This is a genomic window from Runella sp., assembly GCF_027484545.1.
Lineage (GTDB): Bacteria > Bacteroidota > Bacteroidia > Cytophagales > Spirosomataceae > Runella.
The window spans coordinates 26,085-39,519 of record NZ_JAIXST010000318.1 but is presented as its reverse complement, the minus strand read 5'-3'; the positions used below and the strand labels follow the sequence as shown (position 1 = coordinate 39,519).

The following is a 13,435-nucleotide window of genomic DNA, read 5'->3' as shown; positions in this document are numbered from 1 at the left end:
TTGAAAACATTCAAAATAAACTAAACAACAGGCCCAGAAAAGCACTCAAGTTCTTATCCCCCATTGAGTTTATTCAAAAACAAAAAATTGCATTTCAAAATTGAATTCACGATCTATAATGAATCAAAAAAATCAATTCCTCCCACATGGATTGATAAGCTACTCAACTGGCTCATTGCTCCCCACCTCCGCGAAGAAGTGTTGGGTGATTTATACGAACGCTATGCTTTGCGAGCCAAGCGGTTGGGTACAACTAAAGCTCGACAACGCTATTGGCGCGATGTGCTGGCCTACATCCGCATTTCTAACTTTAAACGGAAACCAACGAAATATCCAACAATCTATTTATTGAATTCAACCATGATACGCAACTATTTTAAAATCGGTTTTAGAAACCTTATCAAGTATAAGGCGTTTTCGTTGATCAATATATTCGGACTGGCAGTTGCAATGTCGGTTTGTATGCTGATGATACTCATGTACGCCGATCAGCTTTCTTATGATCAGTTTCATAAGAATAAAGAAAGAGTGTATCGTATCAATACCAACTCTATGAGCAACGGCAATTTAAGAGCGACGATTCCCTTCCCCGTGGCGGGTAAATTGAAGGCATATCCTTTCATTGAAGAAGTTGCGCTTCTGAGACGCGGTTTTGGGGGAGATGCCGTCCATAACCTCAATTATTCTGAAATGAGAGGCTTTTTTACCACCTCCTCTTTTTTCAAAATCTTCAGTTACGAGCTTGAAGCGGGCAATCAAGCCACTGCCCTTGAAAAACCCAATAGCTTAGTGATTACCCATAAAGTGGCGAAGAAATTATTCGGCAAACGGGACCCCATTGGCAAAACAATTCATTTTTCACAAAGAGGTCTGGAAACTTGGAGTGAAGAAAGCCATTCACCCGTCGATTGGGGCTTATTTACCGTTACCGGGGTTTTTGCCGACCATGACTACAAGTCACATCTTAGTTTTGACGCCATCGTTTCTGCCTCTACACTGGAGCACTTGTATAAAGAAAATAAAATAGAAGACCTCGCCGAAGATTGGACAACCGACCATCAGGCCTATACGTATGTACTTTTAAGCAAAACTGCCAACGAAAAGAATCTTAACGATGCCCTTGCTCAGGTTTCTGAAAATTTAAAACTAAGTAAATACCCGGCCATACAAAAATCAAAATTGGCCTTTCAGTCATTGACCAAGCTCAACCCCGGTCCGGTCGTGAACAATACCCCTACCAACTCGTTGCCACTGTTTGTTTATTACATACTTGGCGGCTTGGTGCTGGTTATCATGTTTGCCGCCTGCTTAAACTACACGAGTTTATCGATTGCCCGCTCAATTACCCGCTCGGGTGAGATCGGTTTACGAAAGGTTATTGGTGCATAAAGCAAGGATTTAGTACTCCAATTTTTGAGCGAGACTTCCATCACCGTTTTATTTTCATTGGTACTGGCCAATTTCTTTTTACTGTTTCTCAAAACTGCTTTTTTGAATCTTTGGATCAATAAATACCTGAATTTTGATTTGAAATACAACCTCTATGTTTATTTGGCTTTCGTTGGTTTCAGCTTGCTCATCAGTTTTATCTCCGGGATTTTTCCCGCCCTCCGATTGTCAAAAACCAGCCCAATGGCTACCATGAAAAAATGGAGTTTGAGTTCTGGCAAAAAATGGAGTCTTCGCAGTGTATTGACCGTAAGCCAGTTTACAATATCACTGATTTTCATTATTACTTCCATTGTGATCTATGACCAATTCAAACATTACAGGCAGTTTGATTATGGATTCAATCCCAAAAACATCATCAACATTAATTTACAAAGCAATGATTTTCAGTTAGTTAAAAACAGATTGAAAGATGTAAAAGGAATCAAACAACTATCGGAATGTGCGTATCTGCCTGCTACCGGCCGAAATGATAACCTCGAATTGAAAATACCCGGAAAAGAAAAAACATTCAATGCCATTAGCCTCACCACTGACGACAACTTTATTAAAACCCTGGATATTAAACTGTTGTATGGTGAAAACATAAAACCCAACACAACGGGCAAATCTGATTTAATACTGGTCAACGAAGAAGCTACCCGAAATTTCGGTTTCAAAAACCCAAGCGAAATCCTTGGGCAAACGTATGAATTGAATGGACAATCGGTACAGGTGGCTGGAGTTTTCAAAGATATTACCTTTTACCTGCTTTTTGCTGGCAGACCTACGGGGCCCATTGTTTTACGCTCAAATCCTGAAGAACTGAAATATATTACTGTAAAATTTGAAGGGGGAAATACCAATGCTGTACTCAAAGAGCTGACTGATACCTGGAAAACAATTGACCCTATCCACCCCATACAGTACGAATTTTATGAAGATACCTTGACCAATACCAATCAGGGAATTTTTGATTTAGTGTCCGTCATAAGTCTTCTTGCATTTTTAGCCATTACAATCGCTTGTTTAGGATTATTAGGAATGGCGATTTATACTACCGAACGTCGAACCAAAGAAATTGGCGTAAGAAAAGTACTTGGCGCAAGCGAATGGAGTTTAAATTATCAACTGGCGAAGGAGTTCCTAATCATGCTCGCAATTGCTGTTTTGATTGCGGCTCCTTCGGCCTATTTAGCGAATAACCTTTGGTTAAATTTTATGGTGGTCCGAGCCGATCTCTCCATCGGAACACTGGTACTTGGCTCGCTTATTTTATTGTTTCTTGGCTTAATCACAATTGTTCCGCAAACCTATAAAATTGCCAAACGAAACCCAGTAGAAAGTTTGAAAACGGAATAAACGAAGTGTAAGTGGTTACCCTGACGGTAATCTATCAGGTGATGAAAGTCGCGCTGATCAATCCGGTGAAAAGTTGGCAGACTGAGTGAATAAGTGAAGCGCAAGAAGCAAATTGGTAAACAACATTGCTTCTTGCACATTTGCCTTTTGTAAACTTGCTTATTTGTCTCTTGACTGCTTTAACATTTTTTAACGGCAAACGCTTTTCATTCTTCTGTACCTTGTAGCTATAATCCGTTATAGCTTCCGGAAATGTTAAAGAACTACCTTAAAATCGCCCTGCGAAATCTCCGCGCCAAGCGGGTGTATACCGCGCTGAATATCATTGGTTTGTCAGTCGGAATGGCGAGTGAATTGCTTATCTTTTTGTTCATAAGTTACCACTTGAGTACCGACCGACATCATCGCAAATTTGCCCGTATCTACCGCGTCGTTACTGATTTGCATTTGGAAGATGGCTCTGTGGAATATTATCCGGAAGCCCCCTTGCCCATGGCACAAGCCTTTCGAACTGACTATTCGCAAATAGAGCAGACGGCGTACTTGAAAATGAACCGTGAGTTGACGGTCAGTGTTCAGCTCCCTAATAAATCGGAAGCAGCGCGTTTTTTAGAACTCAATACCACAACCCTTGTTGAAGGAGAATTGTTTGACATTTTGAATTATAACTGGCTTGCCGGAAACCCCAAAACCGAACTTCAAGAGCCCAACACGGCGGTAATTACGCAGTCGTTGGCAAAAAAATATTTTGGCAGTTTAGATTCCATAGGTCGTACCATCAATTTAAACAATGTGGCCGAAGCCAAAATAACAGGCGTTCTGGCTGACCCTCCCAAAACAACCAATACGGATATTCAACTGTTTATTTCCATCGCAACCTTAAGTTTTAGAGCAAAATAAGACTTCCCAAGTTTTAGGATTAATCCCATGATAATCAATACTATTACAAACTTGGAAAGTCCTAAAGCAATCGCTCGTGTCTCGCGAGTGATATTTATCAAAAGGCTTCCAGCCTTTCGGTGCATTTGTTAAGACTGGAAGCCTAATAATAGTTGTCACTCGCGAGACGCGAGCGATTGCTCGTTACTGTGCTTTCGTCCGGCTATAGATTTCGCGGAAATTCTTCACGCTTTCGGCGATTTCAGGGCCGTTGTTTTCCCAGTGGTACTCGTATTCGACTGAGATAGGGCCTTTGAAGTTTTGGCGTTTCATTTCTGCAATGACCTCTGCTACTTTGCAATCACCGGTGCCCCACACTACATCATGGTAGCGACCTTCGGGTGTGTCTTTTTTTACGTCTTTAAAGTGCATTCCCAACACGTGTCCGTTCAGTTTTTTAAGACATTCCACGGGGTCAAGACCGGAGCGTACCCAGTGGCCAATGTCGGAGCAGGAACCTACGTATTTGCTGCCGCCAATCGCCGCCAACACGGTATCCGGATGCCAGTAACGCGAAGGCTTGGGGTGGTTGTGCAGCGCGACGTTGATCTTGTATTGATCGGCCAATTTCCGCACCATCGGCATTTGTGCCGGCGAAGGCTCAGTATTGATGTTCAAAACACCCATGTCTTTGGCAAACTCAAACAAAGTTGCCCATTCGGCATCGGTTTTAGCGTTGACTACGCCATACGCTACAATCGTTAACCCTTTGTCTTTTACTAATTTCTTCACCGCCGCACGCGTAGCAGCGTCCATGGTAAAATCCATTTTTCCTTCAATTCCGCCGCCGATGGTTTGGCCGGGGAAGGATTCTACGTATTTGAGGCCGCAGCTGTCAATTTTGCGGATAGCTTCGGCAAAGGTAAATAAGCGAAACGAGTAAGATTGAGAGCCGAGTTTCCAGCCGGCTTTGTCTTCGGGTGTTTTCTGTGCCTGTACTGAAAAAGCCCCCAATGTCAGCAGGAGTCCGCACAGGAGGTATTTAGTAATGTGTTTCATAGAATCAATGATTTGTTTCTAATAAAAGGGAGAACATAAGCAGCTTTACCCTTTGAGAAATGTCTTTAACCGCAAAGAACGCTAAGGATTCGCAATGGACGCAAAGAAAAGAAGGTTTGTCCTGCTGTCCTAAAGCGTACAAAGTTGTCCATAATCGGACAATCAACACAACTTGTTCTTTTTCACAAAAACCTAAAAATCAATTGCTTAACAACCAAAAACTTCAATGGCAAACTATTTGCTCAGCAAAAATAGAAATAATACAAACCGATGAAACGGACGTATCTGGGAGAATTTGAAGAAATCGTTTTGCTGACCGTTGCCGTGCTGGATGGCCAAGCTTACGGCGTGGTGCTGATGCACGAAATCGTTGAACAGACGGGTCGTAGCGTGCGTCTGAATCAAGTGCATTCGGCCTTGCAACGTCTGGAAGAGAAAGGAATGGTTCGATCAGAGATGGGCGAACCTACCAACGAACGCGGAGGCCGACGTAAACGCCTGTTTTCAGTTACAGCCTACGGTCATCGCACGTTGCAGGAAATTCAGGAAGTGCGGGTCAGTTTTTGGAGTCGGTTAACACATCCCTTGAAATTATCTGTTTAATCCAGCCTTTACGCATGAAAACTCAACCGCCCATATTAGCCGATAAGCTACTCAAATGGTTTTGCGCTCCCCATTTGTTGGAAGACATTCAAGGCGACCTCCACGAAGAGTTTGCTTTCCAAGTCAAGCGCCTCGGCCTACGGGAGGCGCAGTGGTTTTACTGGCGAGAAGTGTTGGGATTTATGAAGATGCGTTACATCAAACGACTCCCTCAAAAATATCCTAAAACCAATTCATACAACCCTGATATGTTACAGAACTATTTTAAAATCGCGGTTCGGAACCTGTTGAAAAACCGCACCTTCTCGCTCATCAACATCACCGGACTGGCCGTCGGACTGGTTTGCTGTCTGGCCATCGGGCTGTACGTGTGGGATGAATACCAATACGACCGCGCCGTGCCGCAATTTGAGCAGGTGTATCGGCTGACGGAAAGGCAAAAACAGGCCACCGGGCTTTACGACATTGCCGTAACGCCTGGCCCGCTGGCTCCCGCGCTTAAAAATGATTTTCCTGAAATCACCGAGACGACCCGCGTCGGCGCGTGGTCCGGATTGCTTCAGTACCAACAAACAGCAGTTGAACCCGAAGCTATGCGGGTGGTTGATGCTTCTTTTTTGTCCTTTTTTGGGTTTAAACTTTTGAAAGGAAATCCGCAAACGGTTTTATCGGCGCCCGACGAAATTGTGATCAGTGAAGCCGTGGCCGAGCGTTTTTTTGGAAAAGACTGGCGAACTCAATCCGTTCTGGGAAAAACCATTCATTACAATCAGGAACTCCCGGTTCGTTTGACGGGCATTGTTGAAAACAGTCCGGCGCGTTCGCACCTTCAGTTTGATGTGTTGTTGCCTTTTAAATACTTTGAATTGAATGATAAATGGAGTTACAATTGGGGGAGCAACAATTACCATACTTACCTCAAAATCAGGCCGGATGCCAACGTAGCCGCTTTCAGCCAGAAGTTGGCTGGGCAACTGAAAAAATACGACAAAGGCAATGAAACTCCGCTTTTGCTGCAACCTTTGCATGACATTCATTTGTATTCCGACTTCGATTTCGGCACCGATTGGGGCAACCACGGAAACATTCGCTACGTCCGAATTTTCGTTATCGTCGGGTTGATTGTGCTGCTCATTGCCCTATTCAATTTCATCAATTTATCCACCGCACGGGCTACGCAACGGGCACGTGAAGTGGGGGTTCGCAAAAGCGTGGGCGCATTACGCTCCAGCCTGATTGCGCAGTTTTGGGGCGAGTCGCTGTTGATGACCAGTTTGGCCTTGGGAGTTGGGTTACTCCTGCTTAACCTGCTGATGCCTTTTTTCAATGAGTTGTCGGGTAAGGTAATGGCGGTACCTTTTCAACAACCGGTTTTTTGGATAGCTATGTTTGGTATTTTACTGCTTGTCAGCTTTTTGACCGGCCTTTATCCCGCCTTTTATCTTTCCTCTTTCCGTCCGGTCAGCGTACTGAAAGGCATTTTCGATAAGAAATCAGGCGCGGGTTTTCGGAAAACACTGGTCGTGACGCAGTTTGTGATGTCAATCGTTTTAATCATCGGCACAGTGGGGTTGTACCAACAATTACAATTCATGCAAAACAAAAACTTAGGGTTTGATAAAGAGCAGTTACTATATGTCCGTCTCAAAGGCGATGTGAGCCAAAAAGCCATGACACTGAAAGAGTTACTGACAAAAAGGAGCAGTATTGCATCGGTTTCAGCTACTACAAGTACGTTGGTCAATATGCAAAACACTTCGTATATCGAATGGACCGGAAAGACCCCAAAAAATGAATTTTTAATCACCCAAATGAACGTTGATGCGGATTTCCTGAAAACAACTGGTATGACATTGGCCGCGGGACGTAACTTCTCTACCGCCATTGCAAGCGACACAAGTAACAAGTACGGCACCTATCTTCTCAACGAAACCGCCGCCCGCCGCATGGGTTGGACACCTCAACAGGCGCTTGGCAAAAAAGTGAATTTTTGGGGCTTGGACGGAGCCATTGTAGGGGTAGTTAGCGATTTTCATTTCCGTCCGATGAATGTTAAGATCGAGCCTTTCATTGTGCGCTTTCGTCCTAAAGAGAGATATTTCAACCTGCTGGTCAAAACACGCCCCGACCAAACACAACGAGCGTTGGCTGACATTGCCCGACTTTATAAAAAATTTGAACGCAATCAGCCGTTCAGTTATGGATTTGTAAACCAAGATTTGGAACGCCAATACACCATTGAGCAACGGACTGGACAACTGCTTTTAAGCTTTTCCATCCTTGCGATTTTGATTGCCTGTTTGGGTTTATTTGGGTTGGCCACTTTCACGGCCGAGCAACGCATCAAAGAAATCGGCATCCGAAAAGTGATGGGTGCGTCTATTGCAAATATCACCAGTTTGCTGTCCAAAGATTTTATCAAGCTGGTGTTGATCGCCAATGGCATTGCGTTTCCATTGGCTCACTACGGACTGAATCACTGGCTGCAGGATTTTGAATACCGTATCGGTATCGAATGGTGGATTTTTGCCGTGGCGGGCGTTTCGGCTATTGGAATTTCATTGTTGACGGTCAGGTTTCAAGCCATCAAAGCAGCCTTGATGAATCCGGTAACTTCATTGAAATCGGAGTAAAATTTGGAGAATATAAAAACGGGGAATGGAATTCGGAGAAAAAATCCGTACTCCGTTCTCCACATTCCAAAACACGCTCCAATCCGTCCAAAACAATAACATTTTCCTCAAAGTCATTTACTTTTTGGATTATCTGCAATTGAAGAAGAAACGGCATTGACAGACGGAGCATCCCAAAAAAGGCATTTGTTATTTTCACTTATTTCCTTTCCAGCCAATCAGAAACACCCCTAACAGCACTAACAAAGTGCCCAAAATCTGTACCCACGAAATCACTTCGTCAAGAATAGAAGTAGCCAGAAAAATAGTAAAAATAGGCCCAATGCTCGCAATAATGGACGCATTGCTCGACCCCACCCGTTTGATGCCTTCAGTAATGGCAAAAGTAGGCAGTACCGTCACCAGAATAGCCATGGTCAGCCCAATCCAATATACTTCGGCGGGATAGTGCCAAATTTGCAGGTGATTCACTGCGAGGCAATGTAAAACGGTAGGAACAGTGGCAGCAATCATGGCATAAATGGTAAATTTTTCTGCCCCTACCTGCGGAATGACCTTATCACTTCCCACTAAAAAAAGTGAATACGCAATTCCGCTCAAAATCACCCAAAACGTTCCTGTCCAAAGGTCTTTTTGCTGCGCAGAATCTATATTTTCCAAAAATGCCAGAATGATTCCTGAATAAGTCAGTCCCAAAGCCAGAAATTGCAGGCTGGTCACCTTCTTTTTTCGGAATACCGCATTGATAATTAAAACGAAAGTGGGATACGTAAAAAGCAAAATCCGTTCTAAACCCGCGGAGATATAATTAAACGCTTCAAAATTCAAAAAACTGGCAATATAATACCCCGTAATTCCTAACGTTCCTAACCAAAACCATTGACGCAGCGTCAGCTTTTTGTTATTGCTTTGATCACGTACCGACAATCGAACAGCGAATAAAAGATAAATGGGCAGGGCAATCCCCAAGCGAAGCGTCAACAACGAAATGGCATCTATGTGGTAGTGGAAAGCGAGTTTGATAAAAATACCTTTCAGGGCAAAACAGAAAGCAGAAAACAAAACCAACGAAGCACCAAGCCAGTAATAAGTCCGAGTCATATTGACTAAACCGAAAAACCTTTACCTTTGGTTCGTGATTTTTTAACCATTTTCTTTCATCAGCAAAATGCAATCTGTGTATATAGTTTCAGCCGTACGGACCCCTCTTGGCAGTTTTGGCGGTTCTTTGGCCGACGTATCGGCTACGCAATTAGGTGCAGCGGCCATTCGAGGTGCTATTTCCAAAATTCAAATTGATCCCAATCTTGTGCAGGCGGTTTACATGGGCAATGTGGTTTCGGCCAATGTAGGTCAGGCTCCTGCTCGCCAAGCTGCTATTTTTAGTGGATTAAGTAAAAACGCGACTTGTACTACCGTCAATAAAGTATGTGCTTCGGGAATGAAAGCCATGATGATGGCTACGCAGGATATTCTGCTCGGAGATGCTGACATCGTAGTAGCAGGCGGCATGGAAAATATGTCACAAATTCCGTTTTATCTGGATAAAGCCCGTTTTGGCGGTTATGGTTATGGCAATGGTACATTGATAGATGGCCTCGCTAAAGACGGCCTCACGGATGTATACGGCGATATGGCGATGGGCGTCTGTGCCGACGCTACGGCCAACAAATATGGTTTTACCCGAGCGGAACAAGACGCTTTTGCCATTGCTTCTTATCAGCGCAGTGCTGCCGCTTGGGAAGCCGGCTATTTCGACCATGAAGTCGTGCCGGTGGAAGTCCCTACAAAAAAAGGCGACCCTATCATTGTAGCACGCGACGAAGAATACAAAAACGTAAAATTCGATAAAATCCCCACACTTCGGGCGGTATTTACGAAAGACGGAACCGTGACCGCGGCAAATGCTTCCACTATCAACGACGGTGCAGCTGCCACGATTTTAATGAGCGAACGCAAAGTAAAAGAATTGGGAATCACACCTTTGGCTCGCGTTGTTTCTTTTGCCGATGCCGAGCATGAACCCGAATGGTTTACGACCGCCCCAACTATCGCAGCCCCCAAAGCTCTCAAAAAAGCAGGCTTAAGCATCAGGGATATTGATTATTTTGAAGTAAATGAGGCTTTTTCGGTCGTAGTGATGGCTTTTATGAAAGAAATGGGAATTTCTCACGAACAAACCAATGTGTTTGGCGGAGCCGTTTCATTAGGCCATCCGTTGGGCTGTTCTGGTGCCCGTATCGTAGTAACACTTCAAAATGTCTTAGCCCAAAAAGGCGGCAAATATGGCCTTGCGGCTATCTGTAACGGCGGCGGCGGTGCTTCGGCGATGATTATTGAAAAGATTTGATTCTGATTTTCAGGCGCTGAAATAAAAGTGATTTTCTTTATTTCAGCGCCTTTATACTACTTTTCTGAGTGACAACCCGTTATTTCCTTATTTACAAGCCTTTCGGTATGATGTCGCAGTTTTCGAGAGAAGGCGACAAGCCGACATTAGCCAATTTGCCATTTCAATTCCCTAAAGATATTTATCCGGTAGGGCGGTTGGATGCGGACAGTGAAGGACTGCTTTTATTGACCAATGATTCGTTTTTGAATAATCGACTTCTCAATCCGAAATTCAAACACCAACGAACCTATTTTGTAAAGGTAGAAGGGCAAATTTCAACCGAAGCAGTTCAAAAGCTTCAAACAGGTGTCACGATTTCAATAGATGGAAAACCGCACACAACCTTGCCTGCTAAAGTACAGGTATTGGTAAATGAACCTTTGCTACCAGAACGCAATCCACCCATCCGATTTCGGCAAAATATCCCTACAAGCTGGATTTCACTTACGCTGCACGAAGGAAAAAACCGCCAGGTCCGCCGCATGACGGCTGTTGTGGGATTCCCAACGTTACGCTTAGTGCGCTGGGCCATTGAAGACGTGAAATTGGGGGCTATGCAACCTGCCGAGGTGGTAGAAGTGGAGAAAGAAGGGTTGTTTAAAAAGTTGAAATTGTAACTACATCTATTTTGTTATCACCCCAAATTCTATTAGATGCTTTTCCATTTCCTGTTGCATAGATTTTGCTTCTGCAGCAGCTTTTTGAGCAAAGTCGATTCCTGACGAAGCATAAATGATGCTCCGTGCGGCATTGACGAGCAATCCGCAGTCTTTGTTCATTCCGTATTTACAAACCTCTTCCATACTTCCTCCCTGAGCACCAACCCCCGGAATCAGGAGAAAATGCTCCGGAGCTAACTTCCTGATTTGCTTCAACATCGGTGCTTTGGTCGCGCCCACTACGTACATAAGGCGGTCAGCGCCTGCCCACTGTTGCGACACCTTAATGACCCGTTCAAACAAAAATTCATTTTCACTGTCAAATACAAGTTGACTATTTGCCAGTCCCAACTCATTATCATCGCTGTGTACAAGACCGGGATTGGCCATTATTGTCTGAAAATCAGCGCTTCCCTCGTTGGAAGTAAGCGCCAAAAGAATCACCCATTTGTCTTTAAATTCTAAAAAAGGAGTTACAGAGTCGCGTCCCATGTAAGGTGCCACCGTGATGCTGTCAAATGACATCCCGGATGAACTTTTATCAAAAAACGCCTGAGCGTATAGCGAGGAAGTATTACCGATATCACCGCGTTTGGCATCGGCAATGGTGAAACATTCTTTTGGGATATATCCTAAGGTACGCTGCAAACTGTTCCAACCCCGAGGCCCCAAGGCTTCGTAAAAGGCAATATTGGGTTTATAAGCAACAGCATAGGGGGCAGTAGCATCAATAATGCGCTTGTTGAATTCAAAAATGGCATCGGGTTCGCGCAGAATATGCTTAGGAAGTTTTTTCAAATCAGGGTCAAGCCCTACACAAAGGAAAGATTTCTTACGCTTTATCTGTTCAATAAGTTGTTCTCGGGTCATTTTTCAGTAGGCGGTTCAGGGTATACTAATGGGTGGTAAAAGTTCTAAATGGGCAATATCGTTATGTTTTTGAATCGAAAAAGTCTTGGATAGGTAATCATAATGCAGCAAATACAGACCCAGATTCGTATGTATGTACTCGTCCATTTCGTGTAAGGAGCGATTGAAAATAGTGGCTAAAAGTACGCGCATTGCCCGCCCATGCATCGCTACGAGTACCACTTTTTCTTCAGGACGTGAGAGAATTAACTCAATGACAGGCAATTGTCTTTTCTGAACCTCTTCCGGGCTTTCTCCGCCTTCCGCCTGCAAATCAGTGTGTCCGCCCTGCCAACTTTCCACCAACCAACGGTAATAGTCATTGTCCATACTGTTGGGTGTACGTCCTTCTCTAACTCCCCAACTGATTTCGTTGAGTCCTTCGTAGGCTTCGTGCGGATACCCTTTTTCCAGAAAACCGCGAACACTTTGATGCGTCCGAATCAACTTTGACGTGTAGATTTTATCAAAAACGAGGTGTTGATAGGCTTCGTAAAATGCCTGCGCCTGTGCATGTCCAAGTTCGTTGAGTTCGGCATCAATGCCGCTGCCCTGTACTACGCCCCGGCGGTTGTAGTCGGTTTCACCGTGGCGAATGAGGTAAATGATTTTAGAAGACAAGTTGTGGGTAATTTTGGATGTTGAAATACGTCTGGAATCAGAGGAAATATCCTATTTTTGACGCTAACTACAAAAATACCCCTTTTCCCGATGTTCAACAAAAATAATGCACTCGAACAAATCGCACAGTTGGATAAAAATACGATTGCCCACCATCTCGGCATCGAATATATAGAGGTAGGCGACAACTATATTATTGCCCGGATGCCCGTTGACCACCGTACTCACCAACCTTTTGGGCTCTTACACGGAGGTGCTTCGGTCGTGCTGGCCGAAACCATCGGAAGCCTTGCCTCCTACTTAACCCTCCCCGACCCTACCAAACAACAGGCCGTCGGGCTTGACATTAACGCCAACCATATTCGCGGTGTAAAGAACGGCTGGGTGTATGGCAAAGCTACGCCCATTCATATCGGGCGCTCCACGCACGTTTGGGAAATTAAGATCACCAACGAAGCCGGAAAATTAGTCTGCATCAGCCGATTGACAATGGCAATAATTTTGGTCTCGGAAGAGTAAACATAAAAACCCGTCAGATTTCGCAATCTGACGGGTTTAACAATACAGTTTTAAATCTTACAGAACGATTACTGAGTTCTCATCGTAAGACACACCGCTTGGGATATACTTATCCGCAGCTTCGTCGTTGGCCCAAGTAGTACCGTCGATCAAATAACGGAAAGCATATTCTTTTCCAGTTTCCAATTCAACAGTAGCTTTGTATGAACCATCTTTTTGTTTCTTCAATTTAGTAGCGGCTTCTGAAGCCCAATCGTTAAACTCACCCAATACTGCGACCTCTTTCGCATCTGCTACCACGTCAGCTGAAAGTAAAAAAGTTACTTTACAAACAGGTTTGCTTTTCAATAGTTGTTTTGCAATTGCCATAG

Annotated in this window: 13 protein-coding genes and 1 pseudogene; 9 read left to right on the top strand and 5 right to left on the bottom strand. The window is 44.2% G+C overall.

Going from position 1 to position 13,435, the window contains the following annotated elements:
• The first annotated feature begins 87 nt into the window (after nt 1–87).
• From Q0081_RS28415 to Q0081_RS28405, 4 genes and pseudogenes are all read left to right on the top strand, one after another.
• Nucleotides 88–1,389, top strand: a complete 1,302-nt coding sequence (locus tag Q0081_RS28415; RefSeq protein ID WP_298361484.1) for an ABC transporter permease — start codon at nt 88–90, stop codon at nt 1,387–1,389.
• Nucleotides 1,390–1,404: 15 nt separating this feature from the next.
• Nucleotides 1,405–1,620 (top strand): annotated as a pseudogene (locus Q0081_RS31735) (hypothetical protein); the annotation flags it as partial.
• Nucleotides 1,621–1,632: 12 nt separating this feature from the next.
• The gene (locus Q0081_RS28410; RefSeq protein ID WP_310586540.1) at nt 1,633–2,790 is read left to right on the top strand and encodes an FtsX-like permease family protein; all 1,158 of its coding nucleotides are present in this window, start codon (nt 1,633–1,635) and stop codon (nt 2,788–2,790) included.
• 252 nt (nt 2,791–3,042) lie between these two features.
• The gene (locus Q0081_RS28405) at nt 3,043–3,690 is read left to right on the top strand and encodes an ABC transporter permease (RefSeq protein WP_298361480.1); all 648 of its coding nucleotides are present in this window, start codon (nt 3,043–3,045) and stop codon (nt 3,688–3,690) included.
• 183 nt (nt 3,691–3,873) lie between these two features.
• Here Q0081_RS28405 and Q0081_RS28400 read toward each other — a convergent pair whose 3' ends face one another.
• Entirely contained in the window at nt 3,874–4,728 is an 855-nt protein-coding gene (locus tag Q0081_RS28400; protein WP_298361478.1) for a sugar phosphate isomerase/epimerase, read from the bottom strand.
• Between the two features lie 270 nt (nt 4,729–4,998).
• On the opposite strand from Q0081_RS28400, the gene Q0081_RS28395 reads away from it, so the two are divergent.
• Together Q0081_RS28395 and Q0081_RS28390 are read left to right on the top strand one after the other, a co-directional pair.
• Nucleotides 4,999–5,331 carry a PadR family transcriptional regulator gene (locus Q0081_RS28395; RefSeq protein WP_298361476.1) on the top strand — a complete coding sequence of 111 codons (333 nt, stop codon included), beginning with the start codon at nt 4,999–5,001 and terminating at the stop codon, nt 5,329–5,331.
• A 14-nt stretch (nt 5,332–5,345) separates the two neighbouring features.
• The gene (locus tag Q0081_RS28390; RefSeq protein ID WP_298361474.1) at nt 5,346–7,964 is read left to right on the top strand and encodes an ABC transporter permease; all 2,619 of its coding nucleotides are present in this window, start codon (nt 5,346–5,348) and stop codon (nt 7,962–7,964) included.
• A gap of 195 nt (nt 7,965–8,159) precedes the next feature.
• Here the strand turns inward: Q0081_RS28390 and Q0081_RS28385 are convergent, their stop codons facing one another.
• A complete protein-coding gene (locus Q0081_RS28385; protein WP_298361472.1) occupies nt 8,160–9,065 on the bottom strand; it encodes a DMT family transporter in 906 nt (301 codons plus the stop codon).
• A 67-nt stretch (nt 9,066–9,132) separates the two neighbouring features.
• Between Q0081_RS28385 and Q0081_RS28380 the strand changes: the two genes are divergently transcribed.
• Nucleotides 9,133–10,314, top strand: coding sequence for a thiolase family protein (locus tag Q0081_RS28380; protein ID WP_298361470.1), 1,182 nt, complete (start codon nt 9,133–9,135; stop codon nt 10,312–10,314).
• A 107-nt stretch (nt 10,315–10,421) separates the two neighbouring features.
• Nucleotides 10,422–10,973, top strand: coding sequence for a pseudouridine synthase (locus Q0081_RS28375; protein ID WP_409034108.1), 552 nt, complete (start codon nt 10,422–10,424; stop codon nt 10,971–10,973).
• Between the two features lie 6 nt (nt 10,974–10,979).
• On the opposite strand, the gene pyrF is transcribed toward Q0081_RS28375, so the two are convergent.
• Both pyrF and Q0081_RS28365 read right to left on the bottom strand, forming a co-directional pair.
• On the bottom strand, nt 10,980–11,885 hold the full coding sequence (gene pyrF / locus Q0081_RS28370; protein ID WP_298361466.1) for an orotidine-5'-phosphate decarboxylase: 906 nt from the start codon (nt 11,883–11,885) through the stop codon (nt 10,980–10,982).
• A 15-nt stretch (nt 11,886–11,900) separates the two neighbouring features.
• Nucleotides 11,901–12,545, bottom strand: a complete 645-nt coding sequence (locus Q0081_RS28365; RefSeq protein ID WP_298361464.1) for a histidine phosphatase family protein — start codon at nt 12,543–12,545, stop codon at nt 11,901–11,903.
• 90 nt (nt 12,546–12,635) lie between these two features.
• Here Q0081_RS28365 and Q0081_RS28360 point away from each other — a divergent pair, with 90 nt between their 5' ends.
• Nucleotides 12,636–13,064 (top strand): hotdog fold thioesterase, encoded by a 429-nt coding sequence (locus Q0081_RS28360; RefSeq protein WP_298361463.1) that lies wholly within the window; start codon nt 12,636–12,638, stop codon nt 13,062–13,064.
• A gap of 57 nt (nt 13,065–13,121) precedes the next feature.
• Here Q0081_RS28360 and Q0081_RS28355 read toward each other — a convergent pair whose 3' ends face one another.
• Nucleotides 13,122–13,433: an isoamylase early set domain-containing protein gene (locus Q0081_RS28355; RefSeq protein WP_298361461.1), complete on the bottom strand. Its 312-nt coding sequence runs from the start codon at nt 13,431–13,433 to the stop codon at nt 13,122–13,124.
• Between the last annotated feature and the right edge of the window lie 2 nt (nt 13,434–13,435).